The 23,840-nt window shown below is 55.6% G+C and carries 16 protein-coding genes; 5 read left to right on the top strand and 11 right to left on the bottom strand.

What is annotated here, in order from left to right:
* Positions 1–84: 84 nt before the first annotated feature.
* A complete protein-coding gene (locus ADG72_RS05520) occupies positions 85–741 on the bottom strand; it encodes a LuxR C-terminal-related transcriptional regulator (RefSeq protein WP_048713448.1) in 657 nt (218 codons plus the stop codon).
* Positions 742–767: 26 nt separating this feature from the next.
* Positions 768–2,063: an ATP-binding protein gene (locus ADG72_RS05515; RefSeq protein ID WP_239667676.1), complete on the bottom strand. Its 1,296-nt coding sequence runs from the start codon at positions 2,061–2,063 to the stop codon at positions 768–770.
* A gap of 113 nt (positions 2,064–2,176) precedes the next feature.
* On the opposite strand from ADG72_RS05515, the gene ADG72_RS05510 reads away from it, so the two are divergent.
* Together ADG72_RS05510 and ADG72_RS05505 are read left to right on the top strand one after the other, a co-directional pair.
* The gene (locus ADG72_RS05510) at positions 2,177–3,778 is read left to right on the top strand and encodes a PspC domain-containing protein (protein ID WP_048713132.1); all 1,602 of its coding nucleotides are present in this window, start codon (positions 2,177–2,179) and stop codon (positions 3,776–3,778) included.
* Between the two features lie 11 nt (positions 3,779–3,789).
* Positions 3,790–4,293 carry a hypothetical protein gene (locus ADG72_RS05505; protein WP_048713130.1) on the top strand — a complete coding sequence of 168 codons (504 nt, stop codon included), beginning with the start codon at positions 3,790–3,792 and terminating at the stop codon, positions 4,291–4,293.
* Here ADG72_RS05505 and ADG72_RS05500 read toward each other — a convergent pair.
* The 7 genes from ADG72_RS05500 to ADG72_RS05470 form a co-directional block, all read right to left on the bottom strand.
* A complete protein-coding gene (locus tag ADG72_RS05500; protein ID WP_048713129.1) occupies positions 4,290–6,764 on the bottom strand; it encodes a TIM-barrel domain-containing protein in 2,475 nt (824 codons plus the stop codon). The two genes, ADG72_RS05505 and ADG72_RS05500, sit on opposite strands and share 4 nt — an antisense overlap.
* Before the next feature lie 93 nt (positions 6,765–6,857).
* Positions 6,858–7,550 carry a YesL family protein gene (locus ADG72_RS05495; RefSeq protein ID WP_048713126.1) on the bottom strand — a complete coding sequence of 231 codons (693 nt, stop codon included), beginning with the start codon at positions 7,548–7,550 and terminating at the stop codon, positions 6,858–6,860.
* 4 nt (positions 7,551–7,554) lie between these two features.
* Positions 7,555–8,541: a carbohydrate ABC transporter permease gene (locus tag ADG72_RS05490; protein ID WP_048713124.1), complete on the bottom strand. Its 987-nt coding sequence runs from the start codon at positions 8,539–8,541 to the stop codon at positions 7,555–7,557.
* Between the two features lie 26 nt (positions 8,542–8,567).
* On the bottom strand, positions 8,568–9,578 hold the full coding sequence (locus ADG72_RS05485; protein WP_048713121.1) for an ABC transporter permease: 1,011 nt from the start codon (positions 9,576–9,578) through the stop codon (positions 8,568–8,570).
* A 27-nt stretch (positions 9,579–9,605) separates the two neighbouring features.
* Positions 9,606–11,453: a glycoside hydrolase family 13 protein gene (locus ADG72_RS05480; RefSeq protein WP_107070847.1), complete on the bottom strand. Its 1,848-nt coding sequence runs from the start codon at positions 11,451–11,453 to the stop codon at positions 9,606–9,608.
* 221 nt (positions 11,454–11,674) lie between these two features.
* Positions 11,675–14,794: a glucodextranase DOMON-like domain-containing protein gene (locus ADG72_RS05475; protein WP_239667675.1), complete on the bottom strand. Its 3,120-nt coding sequence runs from the start codon at positions 14,792–14,794 to the stop codon at positions 11,675–11,677.
* 188 nt (positions 14,795–14,982) lie between these two features.
* Entirely contained in the window at positions 14,983–16,662 is a 1,680-nt protein-coding gene (locus tag ADG72_RS05470; RefSeq protein WP_048713119.1) for an extracellular solute-binding protein, read from the bottom strand.
* A gap of 229 nt (positions 16,663–16,891) precedes the next feature.
* Between ADG72_RS05470 and ADG72_RS05465 the strand changes: the two genes are divergently transcribed.
* Complete coding sequence (locus tag ADG72_RS05465) at positions 16,892–17,914, top strand: LacI family DNA-binding transcriptional regulator (protein WP_048713117.1); 1,023 nt, start codon at positions 16,892–16,894, stop codon at positions 17,912–17,914.
* A gap of 120 nt (positions 17,915–18,034) precedes the next feature.
* Here ADG72_RS05465 and metG read toward each other — a convergent pair whose 3' ends face one another.
* On the bottom strand, positions 18,035–19,876 hold the full coding sequence (gene metG / locus ADG72_RS05460; protein ID WP_048713115.1) for a methionine--tRNA ligase: 1,842 nt from the start codon (positions 19,874–19,876) through the stop codon (positions 18,035–18,037).
* A gap of 86 nt (positions 19,877–19,962) precedes the next feature.
* Between metG and ADG72_RS05455 the strand changes: the two genes are divergently transcribed.
* Positions 19,963–20,535 (top strand): isochorismatase family protein, encoded by a 573-nt coding sequence (locus ADG72_RS05455; protein ID WP_048713113.1) that lies wholly within the window; start codon positions 19,963–19,965, stop codon positions 20,533–20,535.
* 71 nt (positions 20,536–20,606) lie between these two features.
* Here the strand turns inward: ADG72_RS05455 and rsmI are convergent, their stop codons facing one another.
* Complete coding sequence (rsmI, locus tag ADG72_RS05450) at positions 20,607–21,461, bottom strand: 16S rRNA (cytidine(1402)-2'-O)-methyltransferase (protein WP_048713112.1); 855 nt, start codon at positions 21,459–21,461, stop codon at positions 20,607–20,609.
* Positions 21,462–21,526: 65 nt separating this feature from the next.
* Between rsmI and ADG72_RS05445 the strand changes: the two genes are divergently transcribed.
* Positions 21,527–23,410 (top strand): dolichyl-phosphate-mannose--protein mannosyltransferase, encoded by a 1,884-nt coding sequence (locus tag ADG72_RS05445; RefSeq protein ID WP_048713110.1) that lies wholly within the window; start codon positions 21,527–21,529, stop codon positions 23,408–23,410.
* Positions 23,411–23,840: the final 430 nt, after the last annotated feature.

Here is a 23,840-nt window from a genome sequence, read left to right as displayed (position 1 = left end):
ATTCATGGTATCGCCCCTACCCCGCAACTCCGTCCATGAAGCGCCCAGCACACGGGTGAACTTCACCGCAAGGCATCTGAAAGACTAAATAATGTGCCTTTGCATCGCCCAGTGAGTAAGCTCATTTCGATTCGACAGCTGAAGCTTGCGCAGCACGGCAGACACGTGTGTTTCCACGGTTTTAATCGAAATAAAGAGCTCGGAGGCAACCTCTTTGTAGGGGTATCCACGCGCAATTAAACGCATGACTTCCTGCTCCCTGGCTGACAGCAAATCCAATTCATCGTCGTGAACGGCAATGGGAGCACTCGCTCCTCCAAACGCATCCAAAACAAAACCGGCCAGACGCGGCGAAAAGGCAGCATCTCCTGCGGCAACGCGTTGGATGGCCTCGACGAGCTCAGGGGTCGAGATCGACTTGGTGACGTATCCGCGAGCGCCCGCACGAATAACCGAAACAACGTCTTCTGGGGAATCTGACACCGAGAGCGCAAGGAAACGGAGCCCTTCAACATCAGCGCACGAGGCCGCAACTTCAGCCCCGCCGCCGCCGTTTCCTCCCGGAAGATGAACGTCCAGGAGAGCGACATCGGGCGTGAGCGCGTGACAGGCTGCAATAGCGCCTTCAACATCACTGGCCTCGCCGACGATGTCAAAATCGGCGCCGCTGGATTCAAGCTCAGCGCGCACGCCCGCACGTACCAGGGCGTGATCATCAATGACCAGAATCCGAATTGTCATGGAATTGTCTCCTTCAGCGGGCATCGTCACTCAAGTGTATCTACAGGCACGGAGAGATGAACCTCGGTTCCACTGGCGAGATGGCGGATTTGAGCAGTTCCGCCCGCTCGTTCCATGCGGCCGAAAATCGAATTGCGCACGCCATGACGATCCTCGGGAATCGCGGAGATATCGAAGCCATCTCCGCAGTCTTTAACAAAGATCTCCGAACACTTCGGCCCGACCTCCATGTAGACGCTCACGGGCGGACGAGCATGTCGAATTGCGTTGGAAACGGCCTCGGAAGCAGCGGCGACCATCGCCAGCTCACCGGGACCTGGGCGTATATCGGAAACCGTCACAACGCCGACTTCAACACCAAAAGTTGTCTCCAGCGCCGAAATCGCTTCACGCAAGGCCTCGGCAAGGGAATCTGCCGCTTCTTCGCGCCCCGTGTACAACCACGAGCGCAACTCACGTTCCTGCCCCAGGGCCAGCGCGCGAACCGAACTTGGATTATCGGCATTATTTCGAATCAAAGTGAGTGTCTGAAGGACGGAATCATGCAGGTGTGCGGCCATGTCAGCACGCTCAGCTTCACGTTTCTCACGTTCTTTCGCTCGCGTGTTTTCTTGGGAAGTTCTCACCCAAAGGGGAATGATCGCGACTCCAAAGGAGAGGATCAGGGAGCCACCCAGGATTGCACCTCGAGCCATATCCCACGGTGATTGCCCACGGAATGAGGCCAGTACCAATCCACTGGCAACCAGGATCATTCCGGCCAGAGTGATGAGGATAAAGAGCGGGTTTTTCCATGAGTGCGCACGAGTGCTCTGCGTCCACACTGCCGCGATTCCACCCACGACAAGAACTGCTGCGGCAATATCACGCAGTCCGGCTATCCCCGTAAAAAGCAGGTAGGCAATTGCAAGGGCAAGACCCACCGAACCCAATCCGACCAAAAGCATGCGCAGGTTGCGTTGGTCGTGTTCGCGTCGAACGATTTCTTCTGCCGAGGCCAGCGGAACACGCAGGCGTTCGGGGGCGCTTTGGGCAGTGCCGGGATCGTCGGGAAGAGTAAGCCACAGCCACAGATACACGAAAAGCGGAACCGCGAAAGCGGGCAGTGCCGCCACGAATGCAAAGCGAATGATTCCGGCAGACACACCGAGCATCGAGGCAATTCCCGCGCAGACTCCACCAATCCAGGGCAGAGGCATATCGGTTGAATACGCGCTGGAGCGATGCAGAACACGTGTGGGTTCGTGAAGCTCCGGTGGGTTCCAGTGATATCCACGGGGCTTCTGTTCACCCGACTGCCACACTTGCTGCTCATTGCTCACATCTGTATCTTCACACGAATCGGGAGTGGAAGCGCAAGGCTGGGGAAAGAATCGGGGATCGATCAGGGCATCCCCCCATATCTTTTGGCCAGCAACACGGGCACAGTGGAATCATGAACAAAGGATTCATGAACTCGTTGCGTCACTCCGGCTTCTTCCGTGGAGAGCCTCGCGTCATCGGAGGCGTGTGCCAAGGATTGGCACAGCGCTATGGATGGGACGTGAACTCCCTGCGGATCGCCATTGTTGTTGCCGCGCTCTTTTTCCCCGCTGTGTGCGTCCTCTACGCCTTAGCTTGGGTTTTCCTTCCCGAGGCAAAAGATGGCCGTATCCACGTTGACGAAATGCTCAAGGGCAATTTCGATGCTGCGATCATCGGAGCGATCCTCTTAGCGGTTTTCGGCGGCGGGACTTCAGGAATCGCGCTCGGCTTCTTTCACGCTTTCGTGTGGATTCCTCTATTTCTGATCTTCCCCGTTGCAATTGTCGTGATTGCGGTCCTACTTGCAAGGCCGAAGCAGACGGGCCCCACACAGGGTCAGTACTGGAGTGCGACACCGTCGACGCAGCCTTCATACCCGGCGGCATCATCTCCCTTTACTCCTGCATCTGCACAAGGAGAAGAAACCATGCCAGATACAACTCCTGATTGGCGCACACAGGGGGGCCCGACACCCTCGGACTACTACACTTTCCCTCCTGCACCGCCTTCAGCGGCGCAGACGGCTTACTCGCAAACCCCTGTTCAAACTCCTCCTATGCAAACTCCACCGGTCCAGACTCCCTTCACCCCCGGTGACTCTCAGCCCCAGGCCTCGGGACAAACAATTCCTCAAAGCGCAGGAAAGCGTTTTACGCCCTTTGCCACGCAGCCTGCGCTCCGCTCTCGAGTAGTCCCTCGCGCGATTGTCTTATGCGTCTATGGGCTGGTCTTCCTTGCTCTGGCAGGAACTTTCTTCCTGCTCTACCGCAATGGATACAGCACCCCGGCTCAGGTTGATCGAAGCGTACAGATTGCCTTGACTGGCGCGGCCGCCTGCCTGCTCATTGTCGGTATTGCACACCTAATCGCTGCTCTTCGCGATCGTTCCTCGGTCATGCTCACTATCTTGTCGGTGCTCGGAATGTTCTTCGCAATTCCAGCGCTTCTTGGAGGAATGGCGTACTCCACCGCCGCTCCACTCCACTACACATCCGTGGCGGGAAACATCGATACCGATGCTGATTGGCGCTCAGACACAATTGGAAGTTCCAACGGCTCTAATGTCGTCAATCTAGAGCTTGACCTCTCGCATGCGCCCGATGGCCTCACCAAGGACATCACTGTTAACTCCCAGGTGATTCCCTACGCAAATATCCGAGTTCGCGATGGTCAGTCCATCCGCATCGTCGCTCAGAAGCAACCAATTACCTTCGATCTTGATCTCAGTGGCGACCAAAAGTGGAAGGGCTTTGACAGTAATAGCCCGACCGTTCTGACCTCTCCCAGCTGGAAGGAAGGCCAGGGGATCACTGTTTACCTCAATGCAAACCAGCTTGTCACTCTGGACATCGACGAAACGGGAAGCTCTGTCGACCGGGATCCCTGGCCTTCCGCGATTCCTTCTCCCACGCCCAGCGCCACTCCTTCCACGGGAACTTCTCCATCAGCCAACCAGAGCCAGTCGCCATCGCCAAGCGCATCCTCTGAATCTCCCGCAGCCGGCCAGCACTGAAAGGAATTGTCATGAGTACAAACGACTTTGAGCAGACCACTCCCCTGCCGGTCGGCGACGAGGAAACGAAGCCACTGCCTTCCTTCGCAGATGCTCCGATTGAGGACCAAAAAACTACTGCCGAGGCTGACACCGAGGCCGATATCAGCACCGAGGCCGAGGCGCCCGACACTTCTACAGCCTGGACAGGTGCCGCGGCAGGCGCGGGGGAAGGGGCGACGCCCGACTTTACCCCGGCCTCGGAACACACATTTGAGCCGCAAAATACCCCGATTGTTCCTCCCGCTCACGTGTGGTCAGCCGAGGACGTGAAGGAAGCTCCCTATCGGGGCGTGCGCATCGGACAGCTACTCTGGGCGTGCATCATTATCTTCACCGCTATTGCGCTGATCGCCATGGCTTTTGTCAAGGCGGCAAACCTCGCGCTTGTGGCCATTGGGACCTTGGCAATCATGGGCGTGCTCCTCATTATTACTGCGGGAGTCAGCACCGTGATGACACGCAAGAAGCGCTAGCTGCGAAGTAAAATTTCTTCGATCATTTCGATCACTGAGGCGGGCATTTCCGAGCGGAATATGCCCGCCTCTTTTCCTCTATCCAAGGTGCGTAGCTGTGGAAGTGCCCGACGCCCTAGACGAAGCACCATCGCGTAGGCATCGTCTTTCGCCAGAGCATCCATCTCGCAGCGAAGCAGTGCCGGGTAGATATCGCTTTCAACAGGATTTTCTGCAAAGGCGGGACGCTGCCCACCCGCAAAGGAAACTTCTAGCTCCTGGCTGAGCTCGGCCTCGCGAATTGTCACGCGCGCGCTGAGGCTATCGGGATCGTAAATAAACTCAGCGGGCTCTCCGTTGACACTCACCTGCGTGGGCTTCTCAATACCTCGCATGGTCACGGTCCACGAGCGAAGGGAGGGCAGTGCATCAGTGCAGCCCTTTGCGGGGTGAATGGTCAGTGTTCCACAGGCGTCGTTGTACACGATCTCGGTTCGCACTTCGCCGCTGCGCTGCTCGCAATTGACACCTGGGTAGCGGCCATCATCTTCACGCAGGGTAAAGTGACCATCAGCACCGGGGAAGACAAGGATTTCCAGCGCATGGGGATTCCCGCAATCGTTAATGTTCTGCTCCAGCTCTTGCAGAGGGACAATCCCGCCTGCGGGGGCAAAAACAGGAAGAAGTTCCAGTGGCCGCCACACATTCAGGCGCAGCCCACCATCCATTTCGGCGTCGTAGCGGCGTCCGGTAAAGAAATCGAACCATTGACCGCGCGGGAACCACATGCGCGTGCGCGCCTGGCGCGTGTTCGCATCGCGCGGGGTCACCACGGGAGCAACCATCAGTTGCGTGCCGAACATGAATTGTTCATGCACGTCGTAGGCGATCCCTTCATCTGGGTGAGCCCAGTACATGGGAGTTACAAGTGGTGCTCCCTCGGTGGCGGCACGCCAATTCATTGTGTGTAGGTAAGGGATGAGGCGGTGACGCAGGATCAGTGCATCGCGCATGGTATCGCGCACGGGCTGCTGGAAATTCCACGGTTCCTTACCCACGAAAGGCGACAGACTCGAGTGCAGTCGGTTAATCGGGCTGAATACACCCAGCTGGTACCAACGTGCTTCCAGCTCTTCGTCGCGCACGCCCAGCATGTGTCCGCCAATGTCGTGGCTCCACCAGCCGTATCCGATATTCGAGGCCGTTGACGTAAAGTAGGGCTGGAATTTCAAGGATTCCCAGCTGACAACTGTGTCTCCGGAGAAACCCACGGGATAGCGGTGCGAACCTGGGCCCGCGTAACGGCTGAGAATCAGCGGGAGCTCGCGATCCTGCCCCTCACCTTCTGAGGATGCCGCGACCATGTCCATATAGTGCAGGTAGTTGAGGATCCACAGCGGGTCCAGACCTTTTTGACGGGAAACACCACCCTGTTGCCAATCGATCCACCAAAAATCGACGCCATCAGTCTCCAGATCATGATGCATATCGAAATAGGCGCGAATGAAGCTCGGATCTGTCAGGTCGAACTCCACCGGTTCTTCACTGACCGGGTCAATTCCCATTGTTTCGGCGGCCTTGGGATAGGCATCTTCGAATGCGCGTATTCCATCGCGGGGATGCACATTCGCGGAAATACGCAAACCTCGATCACGTAGCGCTTCCGTAAAAGCTTGAGGATCTGGAATTAACTCGCGATTCCACGAGTACCCAGTCCATCCTGAGCCAAAGCGCGGATCAACATCGGTGATGTGCCAATCCATATCCAACACAGCGGTTGTGAATGGAATTCCTTCCGCATTGAAACGATCCATCAGCGCGAGGTATTCATCCTGCGAATAGGGGTAGTAGCGGCTCCACCAGTTCCCCAAAGCCCAACGCGGTAGAAGCGGAGTCGGACCGCTCAAACGGTAGAAGTCGCGAATGGCTTCTGCGTAACGGTTCCCGTAGCTGAAGAAATAGATGTCAATTTCTGAGTGGCCACGCGGACGTGTCACGCAACCTGCCCTGCACGCAGCTTCATCGCTCTGCAAGAGATTTGATTTCGAGTCATCCAGGACCGCCCATCCATCACGACTGATCAGTCCCATACCCAATTCGCAGGCCCCATTCACACCGTCCAAAGTGCGCGCGGTCCCCTTGAGGTTTTCGTGCGCCTCATCTCCGTAGTGCCAGGTGGTCCCGAACCCTCCTCCCGCGTTCTTGACGACAGCGCTCAGCCCTTCTTTGCTAAAGCTCTGACCGTCAAAAACCAGGCGGATGGAAGAGGTCTCCCACACGTGCATTCCGCCTCGCTGGGAGTAGCTAACATTTAGCGTTTCCTGCTCGAAACAGCGGTTGAGGACGACCTGCGTCGCCTCGTCCTCAAAGGCTCCAGAATCCGACCACTCGAGGCGGACTAGGGCATCGGTCAGGAAGCCGATTCGCCACCGCTCCCCCACAAAGGTGGTCTGGGGGTTCATCTGCGCCTTCACAGAGGGAATGGGAAACATTGGGTCTCCTGGGTTACGGGGTTTTAGATGGTTGGAAGAAGGTAGTGGGAAGGAGAGTTGTCGGCTTCTCTCATTGCCGAGGCCTCGGCGGCCTTAAGCGGCTACTCCCCCACGCTCAGCGACTGCCTCGTCGGCGGGGTTTGGGGAGGGTCGGTCCTTGACGCTCATTCCCGGCAGCCCTCCAAAACTATAGATCACTGCCTGGACGGCGAAAATTGGAACCGCAGCACCAAAGACCATAAACACACCCGGCCACTGGCTCCACGTCCAGCCGATGATGACAGTGAAGGCAAGAAGAAGCAGGGTGCACAGCGGGCGGGCCAGCGTCATGTTCAGTGACATGCGAAGAATCCAAGTAAGGGGTTCATCGAAATTCGCACGCACTGACCATGACAGCGCTGCCACGGTCCAGAACACAAGGTTGAGCAAGAGCAGAAGGCCCGAGACGCCAATGCCGATCACTCCGCCCAGGTCGTTCCAATTCACCAGGTAGTAGTCCCACGCCAGGGCGAGGCCGATGAGCAGTTGCACCCAACCAAAGAGATTGGCCTGGGTAAGTTCGTCTTTCCACGCGCGGTGAAACACCGTCCATGTTTGGCGAATGCGCCACGACTGATCCTCGTCGATAAGCCACGTCCTAAAGGTTGCGTATGCGGCGGCGATTGAGGGGAAGAATCCTCCCAGGATCAGTCCCATGAGCGTGTGGACGAGCATCGCAACGTTGACGACAAACACCATCAGCACGATGCGGCACAAACGCTCGTAGGTCAGGGCAACTCTGGTCATTGTTCTAGCCTTTGACGGCGCCGATCATGACGCCCTTATTGAAGTACTTCTGCAAGAAGGGGTAGATGATCAGCAGAGGAATTGTCGAAACGATGATCACGCCGAACTTGATCTGATCAGCAAAGTTCTGCGAATCCATTGCGGTCATTCCAACAGCACCAACTTGCGTCTGGTTCGCCAACAAAATGTTTTGCAGAACGTTTTGCAAAGGCTGCAGATTCTGGTCGCGAATGTAGATCAAACCGGTGAAGTAATCGTTCCAGTGCCCGACGAAGTAGTACAGGCCAATGACCGCGATAATCGCCGTCGACAGAGGCAACACGATCTTGTTGAAGTACCCGAAGTACGACAGGCCATCAACCTGCGCCGCATCATGAAGTTCTTCGGGGATCGAAGCCTCGAAGAAGGAACGGGCAATGATCATGTTGAAGACGCTGAAGGCACCCGGAATGATGAAAACCCAGATGCTGTTCAGCAGTCCCAGTTGCTTCATCAGCAGGTAGCTGGGGATCAGGCCGCCACCGAAGAACATCGTGAAGGTAAAGAAGAACAAGATCACGCGACGCGGCTTGAATTCTTTACGGGACAGGGCGAAGGCCGCTGGAAGCGTGACGATCAGGTTCACTGCTGTGCCCAAGAGCGAGTACAGCAAGGTGTTGCGGTAACCAATCCAGATACGCGTATCTTCCAAGATCTTCAAGTAGCCCTTGAAATTAATACCCTTGGGAAGAACCGTGACTTTACCGGTCGATACCAAGTTCGGGTCTGAGAAAGACGCGACAATGATGAACCACATCGGGTACAAAATTGCCAGAACAATGGCCGCGATGATCAAAGCGATGATTCCATCAATGATCCAGTCAGAGGCAGAGCGCGTTCGCCACAATGCGCCAAGGTTCTTCTTGGGCTTCGGTTCAGTTGCCCTATCCCCCGATGTTCCCTTCCCGGCCGCGTGACCGGAAATCTTAGCGGCAGGTGTTGCTGCAGACATGATTCAGTCCTTTCTTCACGCCGGTTCTAGAACAAGCTGGTGTCGCTGGTCTTCTTTGCAATCTTGTTTGCAGTCACCAGGAAGATGAAGTTCACAACGCTGTTGAACAAACCGATTGCAGTGGAATAGCTGTAGTGGTGGGCCAAGATACCGATGCGGTAGGTATAGGTGGCGATGACTTCAGAGGCCGGGATATTCAGCGTGTTCTGCATCAGCCAGACCTTTTCAAAACCAACACCCAGCACCGAGCCCATGTTCAAGATCAGAAGGATTCCTGCAGTCGGCAAGATGGCAGGGATATCGATGTATCGAATCAACTGCATTCGCCCGGCACCGTCGATTTTCGCGGCCTCGTAAAGCGCGGTGTCGATTGATGACAGCGCGGCCAGGTAGATGATGCAGTTCCATCCGGCGTGCTGCCAGATTTCGCTCATCCAGTAGATGGGCGTAAATGCAGAGGCGGTTCCCATGAGGTCCGCGCCTCCGAAGAACTTACTGATCAAACCGGAATTTGGCGCCAGGAAGATATTGAGCATCGAGACCATGACCACTGTCGAGATGAAGTGAGGCATGTAGGTAATGGTCTGAACGAAAGTTTTCGTTCGTTTGCTTGAGATCTGGTTGATCAGCAAAGCCAGAATGATCGGGGCGAAGAAGCCCATGACCAGGGTCCACAAGCTGATGCGTAAGGTATTGCGGATGATCTGCCAGAACATCGGGTCTTTGAAGAACTGATTAAAGTACTTCAGTCCTTCCCACTTTCCGCCCGTAATGCCCTTGCTGACATCGAAGTCACGGAAAGCCAGCTGGATTCCATACATTGGCCCGTAGCTGAAGATCAGGACCAGAATGATCGCCGGCAAAACCATGATCCACAACTGCCAGTACAGCCGGAAATGGTTCGCGAGGCCCGCGGGAGTCCACCAGGGAGCCCCCTTAGCCTTCGGCGTCTTCTTCACTTTTGTGCTGGCCTGCTTAGTGGCAGGGGTGGAGCGTAACGGCTCTGTGCCGCGTGGCTGAACTTCTGTGGTGGACATAGCAACCTCTTCGTTTCGTCCAAGAATTTAGCCGAGTATGTAAGCGAAGGCCGTCCACGGACGCAGGTGGCGATCCTGCAGTTCCTCGCATGTGAGGGCGGCATCCTGGTTAGTGATGAGGACGCGCTCATTCAGAGGCTCCCCCACCAGTTCTGCAACTTCTGTTGGCAGGTCAACGGTGTCACTGGACAGATTGGCAACGACGACCAAGCTCTCATTCCCCAAGTGCCTTGTGAAGGCGTAGACGGAGTCAGAATCTTGCGCAATTAATTCCCAGTCTCCGGCAACAACGATGTCTTTGGAGTGCCGCAGCTCAATGAGTCGCTTGAAGAAGTGGTAGACCGAATCGGGATCGTCTTGCTGACGCTTTGCGTTAATGACCTCCTTGTTTGCATTGACGGAAATCCAGGGGGCCTGCCCGGCGTCTTCATCGATGAAACCTGCATAGGCTGTGTCATCCCACTGCATGGGAGTTCGCGAATTATCACGCCCCTTGAGAGCCAGCGCATTCATCATTTCGTCATGCGTTAAGATCCCTGCTTCTTCGACATATTGCCGGTAGTGGTTCAGGGATTCGACGTCGCGATACTGGTCGAGGCAGGTAAAGCCTGCGTTCGTCATTCCCAGTTCTTCGCCCTGGTAAATGTAGGGGGTTCCCTTGTGCATGTGAAGGACGAGGCCAAGTGCCTTTGCGCTTCGAGAGCGCAGTTCTTCCGTGGTGTCGTCTCCCCACCGGGACACGACGCGAGGCTGGTCGTGGTTGCAGTAGAAGAGGCTGGTCCACCCACCATCGCGCACGATTTCTTCGTAGCCAGCAAAGACATTGCGTAGTTCGCGAACCTTCCACGGCACAACAGACCATTTTCCTGCTGGGCCATCGTCATCAATGCCAACATGGTCGAAGAGGAAGAGCATGTCGAGTTCTTCGCTGGCCGGGTTGGTAATGTGCGCTGCGCGAGTAATGGAAATACCCGGCCCCTCACCGACGGTCAGGAAGCCCTCTCTACCTGCAAAGACGGCCTCGTACATTTCATGGAGAAACTCATCCAAGCGCGGGCCATCCGTGCAGAAATCAAAGGGCGAGGAATATCCATCGGAGCCGACGGGGTAAATCTCCTTATCGGATCCATCGGTTCCAGGGAGCATTCCACGGCTATCCAAGGTCTTGGAGATCTGGCTGATGACATCCATGCGGAACCCGTCAATTCCGCGGTCCATCCACCAGTTCATCATCTCGTAGACTGCCTGGCGTAGTTCGGGTCGTTCCCAATTGAGGTCGGGCTGTTTGGCAGAGAACTGATGGAAAAAGTACTCACCGCGCTGCGGATCATAGGTCCACGCGGATCCACCAAAATAGCTCCCCCAGCTATTGGGTTCAGCTCCTGGCTCGCCGGGGACATGTCCTTCCTTTGCGGGCATCCACCAATACCAATCCGCTTTATCACTGGTTTTGTCACGGGATTCGATGAACCATGCGTGTTCATCAGAGGAGTGGTTGACCACCAAATCCATGATGACTTTCAGGCCTAGGTTGTGGGCGGTGCGAAGCAGTTCATCCATGTCGTCGAGAGTCCCGAACATGGGGTCGATGTTCTGGTAGTCGGCGATATCGTAGCCGTTGTCATCTTGGGGCGACACGTACATGGGGCACAGCCAAATAACGTCAATGCCGAGTTCTGCCACATATGGCAGGCGTCGGGTGATCCCTGGGATATCACCGATCCCGTCGCCGTTTGCGTCCTGAAAGGAGCGCGGATAAATCTGGTAGACCACAGCGTTCGACCACCAGGGGGTCTTCGCCGCAGCGTTGCGAGTCGCAGCGAAATCAGCATTTAATTGCTCTGTCATCGCAATAACTTTCTCAGTCGTCAACATTGCCGCATGTTCTTGCGAGGGGTTGGAGGCGCCTCTATGCGCTACCCCTTTAGCGTAACAAGTATGAAATCCTTGCGCAAGTATTACAAAACACATTCAGGGGTGGGCACCTTCATGCCCACCCCTGAATATTTTGGGTTTCCTCAGAATTATTCCCGCTGATCACAGCGCTTTACTGAGAAGAACCCTTCTGACTCCAGCTTACGCACTTTCTGCTATCTCTAGTGGCGCGCATCGAAGCCGACAAAGGGAACCACAACCTTGCCGTCTTCGTTCACACTCAGAGCCTTGGACTGCTCGATTGCACCCGAGATAATGTCAATTGCGTTGGAATCCGTGGTGTCCGAATCATACGGAGACTCATTTGTGAAGATGCCCTTTCCGCCGCCGAAGCGGAAGTTCTTCACAAAGTCAGGGCATCCCTTTCCACCCGCGTAGCATTCAGCCGAATAGATCGGACGAACATTGCCCACACCTTCCCCATCTTCCGAGGAGGAGTAGATCGACACCTGGTACGAGGCCTTTGCCAAGTCAACGCCATCGAGCGCACGACGATCAACCGACATCATGATTCGGTCACCAGCAACCTTCAAGGTCACCTCGCCTTTGAGCTTGCCCGCATTATCGTAGACACCCATGTTGTAGGGCAATGATTCTGAACGCCCATCAGCAATCAGCACATAGTCCCAGCCACCATTGGCAAAGGTGTTCGTCCCCGCCAGCAGAGGCGTCACATCAGTTGAAGTATTGGCCTCGCTGCGAATGTAGATATTCAGTCGCTGAGTACTCATCTGGTTCATACCCCACGGGTTGTTCACAGGAGCACCCATTCGCGTGACGAACTGGTAGTGATCGTTATCGCGATAAACGGAGGTTTCAAGCAGGTCAAAGCTCCCCGGATTAAAGTTTTCACTCTTCGGGTAGACAACCGTACCGGCACCAAAGTCATCGCCACTGGGATCACTCAAGGTACCAATCTTGTCACCGAAGGAGTAGATCGTGTAGCTCGCCCGGCTCACGGTGTTCTCGGGCGAGTACGCGCTCACGCGCACCGAGTTAATCGCACGATCCAAGGTGAGATCAGCACTAAATGCACCATCGACAACAGGCAATTCCGTATTCGCTCCATTGACCGTCACAACAACGCGATTACCGTCGGTCGCTCCCCTAAACGAGAGATGACGAGAATCCAACGACTCCTGGTCCTTCAACCCTTCAACGCTCAGCGTCGGCATGTTCTCAGGCTTGCCGTCAGCCGTGGCGTTCCAGTTATCCCAGCAGTCCGCATCGAAATCCAAACGTCCAAGCTCATTGGACGCCCAGTTTCCACCTGCCTTTGTCACGAAGGTGTCACCGACACTGAAGTTGCGGATCTCAATACCATTGTGATCGACAGTTTCATTGCCAATCGTCACCTTCTTCCCCGCCTTATTCGCAGGACGGGTCAGACGGCTAACAACATTCGCTTCAGGCTGTCCATTCCACGAATCCACGTGGAAGTTAATGATCTTGAAGTTCTCCATATTCGACAGGGCGTAGATACGGAAACCACAGTTCACACTTCCTTCCACAACGGTGTTGGAAATGGTCCAGTTCTTCAAAGTCGTTGAAGGATCCGAGTAATCGAAGGCCCCACCGTTCCAGTGCGGGGATGAGTTGAATACGCAGGTGTTGGTTGCACCCGAGTTATTCATCAGGCTGTGCACGACGGTCGTTCCGTCGACCTTCACATTCTCAGTGTTCCGATAGTTCCAGCCCCACTGGAAGACTGGGCCGTTATCGTTCTTCCACACCACGACATTCGAAACATCCACATTGCTGTGGTAGAGCTTCATCGCGTCATCATTCGTATGGAAGAAAGAGCTCTTCATGGTCGAGCCGGGGTACAGCTCCATTCCGTCGGTCTGCCAATACCAGGATCCCACCTGTTGGTAGTTACGAACGCGCTGGCTAAAGGACTGCTCGTTCGCCCCCTCGATCGCACTGTTACGGGCCACGGCCTCGGCAAACTCAGCATCGCTCATGCTGCCCTTTTCGGGGTCAGCAGGACGGAAACCATATTCCACGAAGGAGTGGTATGACGGTTCCTTGATGGTCACGCCTTGCAGGTCAAGAACCTGATGCGGAGTAGTAGAGGTGAACTTCAGAGCTTTAACGCAGGTGGCATGGCAATTTGCGCCATCTTTATGCTCCAAGGTCTTGTACCCATTCGACATGTCGGTCTCATAGAGGTACTGCTCGCTTGAGAGCACACCGTATCCCGTGACCTTATAGTTCGTGATGTTCTCATTGACCCCAAATTGGAAGGCTCCCTTAACGAAGGCACCGGGCTCAAAGTAGACCCACTTCACGCGATCAGGAAGGTTTGCAGAGTACTTGTTCGTCATCCAGTAGGTACCGGCCTTGAAGTACACAATGTCGGTATCGACGGTATCCAAGTTGGTGACCTCACCCGGGGTCACGTAGGTAATCGTCCCGTCGGCCTCGGTGGGGATGGTTGTCGGATCGACGCGCGAGGCCCAGGGCTGAGCAAAGAGCAACATCGAGTTCTTCGGCTCGGTCCCAACGTATTCGTGGCCTTCTCCACCCTCGAGGGTGAGCCCACCCTGGTAGCGGTACACATCCATGAGTTCGGGAGCAAACTCTACGGATAGGCGGTAACCATCGTTATTCTGAGGAATATACAGACGCACGGTCTTGTCGCTGAGCAGCTTCTTTTCAATATTCGCCTTGGCAGGGCGAATAGTAACCTGATTGACATCGGTTAATTTCGCCCCAGTCTGCAAAGTGACATCGACGTAGACATCGGTGTCATATTCGAACGAGGACCAGCTCATCGTCACGTGATTGTCGGCTTGGAACTTTGCACCATCGTCGTTGAGGTCCGAACGCATGGGGTTACCGTTGCGCGGGATCGACATATAGGTAAACGAACTATTGTCCGAATCAGTACCGTCGACAGCCGACACCGATACCGAATAGAAGGGTGATTCACGGACCTCATTGTTAGCAAGGGGCTTTTCGGCGTCTTTCACGCCATTTTCGTGCCACCAGGTACGAATTTTATCTTCGCGCGTAGGAGTTTTTTCTGGCTTCGGCGTTGGAGTGGTCTGCTCTTGGCCAGGAATCTGCGGGGTTGTATCGCCATTTGTTGGGCCAATAATAATGGTCACTCCACCGACACCGATGACGATCGTCGTAGTCACGGTGACGAAGATGGCCACAACTCGATGACCAGCAAAAATAGTGATCAACGGATGGTGCATATGGAACAGATGAGGGATATGCCCGAAGGCATGGCCCACCGCCCCAATCACTCGATGGAGAAATCCAAAGAACATCAGTTACCTTCCTCATTCAGGAACTCAATGTGGGTGAAATGCACTGCGGCAGCATTGCAGCAATGCGAAAGAGATATGGAGGGAGGAAAGTTGATGGGGGGAATTCTGCACTCAAGACGTATACAGAAAACCCAGGTGTAGAAAACTGGCGTGCCCTATGAATTCTCACAGGGCACGCCAGCCGTGAACTACTTGGTGAACTTCGCCGACTTGTCGACGGACTGAGTCTTGAACATGGAGTTCAGATCAACGCCCTGCTGCTTCATCTGAGCCTTGTAGGCATCGTAGATGTCCTGCTTGACCTTGATGCTCTCTGCAAGGTGGTTTGCCTCGAGATCAGCAACGTACTGATCCCATTCGTTATCGACACCACCCTTGGTGACCCACTGTGCGAACTTCGCCATCGCGTTCTGGTTGATACCGGTCGCATTACGAGAGAGGATATCTGCCTGCTCATCAGTGGTCGGCATGTTTCCATACAGAACATCAGAGTTGAGGTCGATATTGGACCAATCAGTGTTGTAGACAGCGTCCACGGGGAAGACCTCGGTGTGTTCTGCGGGCAGCTTCAACTTCCATTCGCTGTTGATCCACACGGGAGCGCGGTCAGCAAGCGAGTTGGTGAACTGCCAGTCACCGGCATTCTTGCTCTTATCAGCCGGTTCGAGAACCGTGTAGGTGCCGTCAGCTCCCTTTTCGACACACTCGCCGAATGCACCGTAGGTTGCCTGAATACCAATCTCAGGCGTATAGAAGGAATCCAGCAGCTTCAGTGTTGCTTCCTTATTTGCAGGCTCGGCCTTTGCAACGATCTGGTTGGCGCCATAGGCCATTGAGTCGCCGCCCCATGCCCACACAACCGGAGTCGTCTGCCCATTCTTCGCCTTCAGAGAAGGAATGGTGATGTACTGCTTGCCCAGCTCCGAACCGAAGAGATCTGAGGGCGTCCACATCCAGGACATACCAACAGTTGCGGTCTTTCCGTCACCCTTTGCGTGACCGGTGTAGGTGGACCAGTCGTGGGTGAATGCGTCCTGAGCAATCAGGCCTTCCGACCACAGCTCGTTCATGAACTTCACGAAGTCCTTGTAACGCTCATCGGTCAGGTAGTTCTTCACGGTGCCCTTATCGGCGTACATTCCCAAGCTGGAGTCGGAGCTCAGGGTGATACCTTCAGAGCTCAAGAAGAGGTTGGGATTAAAGCCTTCGAATCCATTGGTTCCGGGCTTATTGAAGTCCAACGGAATCTCATCGGCAACACCGTTGCCATTGGGATCCTGGGTCTTGAATGCCTTGAGCACGGTCTTGAGTTCATCCCACGTGGTGGGAACTGCCAAGCCCAGCTTGTCAAGCCACGCCTTGTTAATGAACATGTGACTACCGGTATTGGCCGAGAGAGGAACGGTGGAGCGACCCACACCGAGGATCTGGTTCTTGGTATTGGTAGAAACGATCCGCGAGTAGGGTTCTGCATCGAACATCTTCTTCACGTTCGGCAGGTTGCCCAGCTCAGGAGTGAGGTCCATGAACAGCGACCCAAATTCTGCCATATCGCTTGAATCAAAGCCCGCAATGGTCAGGTCGGCAACATCGCCGGCTGCCAGAGCAGCGCTCTTTTGCTGATCCCACGAGGATGCCGCGGTTTCCAGCCACTTGATGCTGCAACCACAGGCAGTTTCAAGGTCCTTCGTCCACTTAAGGTCACTCATGGGCTTGGTGCGTGCGTCCTTAACAATCTGGACAGTCACGACAGGACGGCCATCCGATGCGGTGTTGTCGGATGATGCGCCTTTGGAACATGCGCTCAACGCCAATGCGGCAACCAGTGCGCTTGCCAGTACGGGCGCCACAGGTGAATGTTTCATCATTGGAGATAATCCTTCCTTAGATTATCGTTCGCTTACTGTGAAGCTATGCAGCTATGCACTCTCAGAGAGCCGATCCACAATGACCAGTTCCTTCTGACACACATGACTGTAACAATGAAAGCAAGTCTTGCGCAAGCCTTTCATGCCTTTACGTAAATAACGATTTCATATACACTAAGGACATTCAGGTAACTCCCACCCAATCCAACGGTGGAATACGGAGACAATAGTGAAAACACTTGCAGACGTTGCCGCTGAAGTCGGCGTCAGTCAAGCGACGGTATCGCGCGTACTCAACGGAAAACCAGGCGTTTCCGATGACACCCGCCAGGCCGTGCTCAATACTGCGAAAAGCATGGGAATTACGAGCACCGTTGGGCGCAATCAACCCCGACATGTAGCCGTCGTTACCCCCAACTTGGTCAATCCCGTTTTCGCATCTTTGCTCACGGCAATAAGTACTCAACTAACCGCACGCAATATTTTGCCCTTCCTGTGCACCTACACATCGGGAGGCACCAGTGAAGAAACCCTGCTGTCAATGGTGCTTTCGGAACAGATTGATGGCGCGATCTTCCTTTCCGGCCAGTACGACTCCAAGGGCAATGATTATTCGATCTATCAGCGCCTTGCTGAACACCGAATTCCAATGGTTTTCATCAATGCAGGCGATCCCAACTTGCCGGGTTACTTCATTCGCACAGATGACCGCCTGGCAACGGAAATGGCTCTTCAACACCTGGTCAATCAGGGACATACGCGCATCGGTTTGCTTCTGGGGAATCCAAACCACTACCCCAGCATCACGAAGTACAACTCCGCCCTTGACTTTGCGAACCGTGCAGGGCTCGACCTCAAGCCGGAGTACGTGGAATGGGCACCTTATGGCTTGGGCACCGCACAGGCTGCGACAGCGCGCCTGACTGATGCGGGAGTGAGCGCAATCGTCTGCGCCAGTGATGAGCTGGCCTTGAGCGCTTTCAAGTCACTGACACTCCAAGGCCTACAGGTTCCCGATGACATTTCCATCGTCGGCTACGACGACTCGAGCTACCTCGGCTACATTTCTCCGGGACTGACAACCATTCGCCAGCCGGTCGATGCCCTGAGTAGCGGTGCCGTCTCCGCACTGGCAAGCCTGATAGAAAGCCCACAAAACGCCAAGGAGCACGTTGAGCTTCTCTTCGATCCCGAGTTAGTTGTTCGCGGCACCACGGCGATCTGCAAGGATCTTCTTCCCAGCGCGCTCTAGCCCTTCCCGAGGCCGCGCCCCAAGCAGGCGGGCACGCTCCCCTATCACTCTTCCTTACCCCAGAAAAAAGTGTGTGGCCCAAGCCAAAAGGCTTGGGCCACACACTCACCAGCTAAAAACTCAGGCTCCCGTCACATCATCAGGGCGAGACTCCGCGTAGCGCGCAAGTTCTTCCTCGACAATGGCCTCGTCGAGCTTCTGGAAGACCGGGGTCGGCTTCTCGATCGGAGTACCAACGACGATATCGTGACGTTCCCAAGTGGGAACATTCGTGTAGTCGCCGGTAATAACCGGGTATCCCGTACGGCCTTCGAAGTCTGCAGGAAGAACCTCGGGGTCCAGCTCCTCAACTTCCTTGATGTAGGGCATGGGAGCAATCTCGCCGCTGCCACCCATCACGCGATCCACATCATTTGCGGCGTGAGGGAGGAAGGGAGAGAGCATGAGGTTCAAATCGGCCACGGCCTGTGCGAGTGTCCACAACACGGTCGCCAAACGCTCGCGTTCTTCGGGGGCCTTGAGCTTGAAGGGCTCGGTATCTGCAACGTACTTGTTAGCCTCGCCGACCAAACGCATTGCAGCGGCAAGCGCGGCCTTCTGACGGTGGTGACGAATCAGGTCTCCGACCTCGTCAAAACCTGCGGCGATCGCGTCCAGCAGCGCGCGATCGATGTCTTGGAGTTCTCCCGGCGCGGGGATTTCGCCGAACTTCTTATGGATCATCGAGGCGGTGCGATTGACCAGGTTGCCCCAGCCTGCCACCAACTCGCCGTTCGTGCGGCGCACGAATTCTGCCCAAGTAAAGTCCGCATCAGAGGACTCGGGACCTGCCGCAGAAATGAAGTAGCGCAGAGCATCAGCCTGATAGCGGCTGAGCATGTCACGCACATAGATCACAATGCCGTGCGATGACGAGAATTTCTTACCTTCCATGGTGAGGAACTCTGAAGAGACAACCTCGGTGGGCAGGTTAAGTACGCCAAGGTCACCGGGCTGGCCACCCTTAGATCCCTGGCCGTTGTAACCCAGCAGCTCTGCAGGCCAGATCTGCGAGTGGAAGACGATGTTGTCCTTACCCATGAAGTAGTAGGTCAGGGCTTCCGGATCGTTCCACCACTGGCGCCACGCTTCGGGATCCCCAGTGCGGCGCGCCCATTCAATTGAAGCGCTCAGGTAGCCAATAACCGCGTCGAACCAGACGTACAGGCGCTTACCGGGCTGGTCTTCCCAACCGGGGACCGGGATACCCCAGTCAATATCGCGTGTCATTGCACGCGGGCGAATGTCCTCAAGGAAGTTCTTCGAGAACTTGATGACGTTGGGACGCCATGTGCCCGAGCGGTCGCGGTCATCCAGCCACGCGGAAAGCGCGTCGGCCAGTGCGGGCAGATCCAAGAAGTAATGCGTGGACTCCACGAATTCGGGGGTCTCACCGTTGATTCGCGAATGAGGATTGATCAGATCTGTGGGATCAAGCTGGTTACCACAGTTATCGCACTGATCACCGCGAGCGCCTTCGGCACCACAAATCGGACAGGTACCTTCGATATAACGGTCGGGAAGAGTGCGTCCGGTCGAAGGCGAGATCGCCGCGCGGGTGACCTGTTCGATCATGTAACCGTTATCGCGGACCGTGCGGAACATATCTTGGACAACGCGATAGTGATTTCCAGCGGTCGTGCGTGTGAAAAGGTCGTAGGACAGTCCCAGTTGAACCAGGTCTTCGACGATGAGCCGGTTGTTCTGGTCGGCCAGCTCGCGCGCGCTCATTCCGGCGCTATCGGCGGCAACCAGAATGGGGGTTCCGTGTTCGTCGGTTCCGGACACCATCAGCACGTCGTGCCCGGCCATTCGCATGTAGCGAGAGAAAACATCGGAGGGGACTCCGAACCCGGCAACGTGACCAATGTGGCGAGGGCCGTTGGCATAGGGCCATGCAACGGCAGACAAAATACGACTCATGGTCCCCTAGTCTAGTGCCTATTGGCGCTTCAGTCGTCCCTGCCGTATTCTCGAAGCACACGCTGCTCATACTTTGGGAGGATGTAATGCCCCGCGCGCTCATCATTGTTGATGTTCAACCTACTTTTTGCGAGGGCGGTGCTCTTCCTGTTGAAGGTGGGAATGCCTGCGCTCAGCGCGTCGCTGATTTTGTTGCCGCTCACGCAGCGGATTACGACTGCATTGTGACCTCGCAGGATTGGCATATTGATCCGGGTTCGCATTTCTCTGACCATCCCGACTTCGTTGACACCTGGCCTCCTCACGGCGTTGCAGGTACTGCCGAGGCCGAGTTGCACCCAGCCCTTGCTGCCCTCCACGCGGATATCACCATCCACAAGGGCATGTACGAGGCCGCGTATTCTGCCTTCGATGGTGAGGATGTAGCAACGAAACGCCCCTTGCTTGAGCTCCTTCGCAACAAAGGCATTGATTCACTGGATGTCGTTGGCCTTGCTCAGTCCCACTGCGTATGCGAAACAGCGCTGGACGGCGTGAAGGACGGTTTTAAAGTGCGAGTCTTCACCGACCTCACTGAGCCCGTCAGCCCCGAGTTGGGTGAGCTCGCGGCCCATCGCATGACCGAGGCCGGAGTTGAGTTGGTCCCCTCGAAGGACTGATTCGCACCCACTCCCCCTGATTCGCACCACTCGCTTTATCAGGGGTGCTCTCCTAGTTTGTGCACACTCCCCTAGCTTGTGCGCGCGAGTGCCGCCCGGTAGAGCTCGTTCTTTCGTAGCCCCGTGGCCTCGGCGACTTCTGCGGCGGCATCCTTCAAACGCATCCCCTCTGCTGCCAAGGCAAGCACGGCCTCGACATGGTCATCCGCATTGCCCTGCGCATGTCCGGGCGCAATTACCAAGGTGATCTCTCCAAGAACTTCACCTTCTGTGGCCTCAACCAGCTCTGCAAGGCTCCCACGAATCACCTCTTCGTAGGTTTTCGTGAGCTCTCTGCACAGTGCGGCTTGGCGATCGCCACCAAAGACCTCAGCCATGAGAATCAGGGTGTCATGGACGCGTTTGGGCGATTCAAAGAAGATCAGGGTGTGAGGATCCTGCGCAAGAGCCTTCAAATAGCGTGTTGCCTCCCCAGTTTTTCGCGGAAGGAATCCCTCAAAGGCAAAGCGATCGGAGGGAAGCCCAGACAGGGCCAGCGCGGTTACGGGAGCTGAGGGCCCCGGGAGGACACTGACGTGGACACCAGCTGCCGTAGCCTCGTGAACTAGGCGGAACCCGGGGTCGGAAACCGTCGGCATTCCCGCATCGGAGACCATGACGACGCGCGCACCCGCTCGCGCTTGCTCGACGACTGCCGAGGCCTTAGCGGACTCATTGTGATCGTGGAGGCTGATGAGCTTCGCAGTTAGTCGGATTCCCATTCTCGAGGCCAAGGCAAGGAGGCGGCGCGTGTCTTCGGCAGCAATAATGTCCGCCTGCTCAAGTGCGGGGGCCAGACGCGCGGAAACATCGCGCACATCGCCAATCGGGGTGGCCGCAAGAAGGATTGACGCGGGGGCCTGAATGTAATCCTGGTCTTCACTCACGCGTCAATCGTCGCACCTTTGGGTGTGCTACTCCAGTTGAGCAGGGGCCTCGGTAAACTGATCGGGTGGACGACAAGACTCTTTCCGATTCAGATATTCCCAAAGACCCCGCCTTGGGTCCGGACCAGGCTTCCCCGACTGCTTGCTCCGAGCCTCTTCCCGAGGCCGAGAAAGGCGAAGCTAGCGCTTCAGCAGAGGTGGTGGACAAGGCCTCGGCAGAGGGCGAAGAGCTCATGGCCTCCTCTGTGGAGGAAAAGCCTGGTAGCACCAGTGATGAAGATGAAAATATAGCGCGCGCTGAGGGTGAAGAGCTCGACCTGACCCCAGAAAGTGAAGAGGCTGATGCCACTTCCGAAGGAACGGGGCGTAAATGGAAGCCCGTCCCCATTCCCAAGTGGGCACGTTTCCCGATGTCTGCGCAAGCAGGGTGGATCGCAACTCTTGTCACCACGCTTTTGGCAGCGCTCATTAGGCTTCCTGGTCTTGGAACAATTAAGACTCTGGTCTTCGATGAGACCTACTACGTTAAAGACGCTTACTCTCTAATGACTCTGGGCTATGAGGGAAGCTGGGCGAAGGACAACGACCCGATGTTCATCTCGGGTGATTACTCGGGGCTTTCGACCAATGGTGGTTACGTCGTTCACCCATCGGTTGGAAAGTGGCTGATCAGCCTGGGAATGCGCGTCTTCGGAGCAACCAATCCGGTCGGCTGGCGCATCAGCGCAGCCATCGCAGGAATTATTCTTGTCTTCCTCACCGCGCGAATCGCACAGCATTTGTTCCGTTCCCCCGCTATCACGGGGCTTGCGGGATTCTTTATGGCAACAGATGGCATCGCGATCGTTCTCTCGCGAACCGGTCTTTTGGATATATTCCTGGCGATGTTTGCCGCTGCCGCATTCCTTGCTGTCCTGAAAGATCAGGAGATTTCGCATCCGCGTTTAGTCGAGAAACTTTCCCAATGGAAGCCGGACCCCGATAATCCCTCTCGAATCGGCCCCCATGCGGGTGCACGTTGGTGGCTATTGGTCGCGGGTATCTTGTGTGGTCTTGCGATGTCGGTCAAATGGTCGGGTCTCTACGCGCTGGCTGTCTTAGGGCTATTTGTCGCTTTCCGCGACTGGATGACACGCCGTCGTTTTGGGCACCCACGCGCTTTCTACGCAACCCTGATCAACGACACCTCCGTTGCATTCTTGGCCATGGTTCCACCCGCAGTCATCACGTATGTCGCCTCATGGTTCGGCTGGTTTAGGCACTGGAACGCGTACGGTCACAAAACCCATGGCTTTATTGGGGCATTCCACGACCTGTGGGACTACCACGTAGGAATGCTGAAGTTCCACACGGGTCTAACCACTCCGCACACCTATCAGGCTCATCCCGCGCAGTGGTTTGTTCAGGCGCGCCCGACGTCCTTCGCATGGAACAAAATCGCGGATGCAAGCTGTGATAAGTCGGATTGCGTCAACGCTGTTGTCGCACTAGGGAATCCGCTTCTATGGTGGTTTGCAGCCATCGCATTCTTCATCGTCTTGTTCGTGACGCTGCGGGACCGCAACTGGAGGACTGGTTTTGTTGTCTGCGGATACTTAGCGATGTACTTCCCTTGGTATCTGAACGCAAACCGAACGATCTTTAATTTCTACACGATTGCTTTCGTACCATTCGTCTGTCTGAGTGCGGCATGGGTAATTGGACTGATGCTGGATCAAACTCGCTGCGAAGTAGATCCCGACCGTATGTATGACTCTCAACCCCTTGAAGAGGGGGACTACAGGTGGATGGGAGCTCATGTCGTCACGCGTCAAAGGTTTGCCATTGGCGCTGTGATCATTGTTCTGCTCATTACAGCTGTCTCGATCTTCTTCATGCCCCTGTGGCGAGGAGATCTCATCTCGTACAACTTCTGGCACATTCACATGTGGTTCCCGACTTGGATCTAAAGTGAACTGCCATTCGCAGTAAAACTCATGTGCCCGCGAACATCCGTTCGCGGGCACTGTTTATACATCCCCAAAAGCAGGCAACGCGCATTACGTCGCAAAGAAAGACAGTCATCACTCAAAACTCGGCATAGAACAGGATCTAGAGCTTCATACGAAATAACGAAAGGCGAATACGCGAGCGAACACAATGCGTGCGTGTTTGCACCGTTGCGCGCCTTAATGTTGCAATCGCTAACTAACAGTGTGTGGTTGGGTTTTGGGGTGTGCTCACTCGTAGGCTGAGCGTGGTCGTGTATGCGGGTGGGCCCGCGCATAGAAGGCGGGTGGGGCGTGTTGGAACACGATGTTCCGACACGCCCCACCCGTTTTACGTGTGTTGTGGCGGTGTCCTACTCTCCCACACCCTCCCAGGTGCAGTACCATCGGC

Origin of the sequence: Trueperella pyogenes, from assembly GCF_001070855.1 — a bacterium.
GTDB lineage: Bacteria > Actinomycetota > Actinomycetes > Actinomycetales > Actinomycetaceae > Pauljensenia > Pauljensenia pyogenes_A.
The sequence above is the reverse complement of the archived record's forward strand: the minus strand, read 5'-3'. Positions and strand labels throughout refer to the sequence as shown.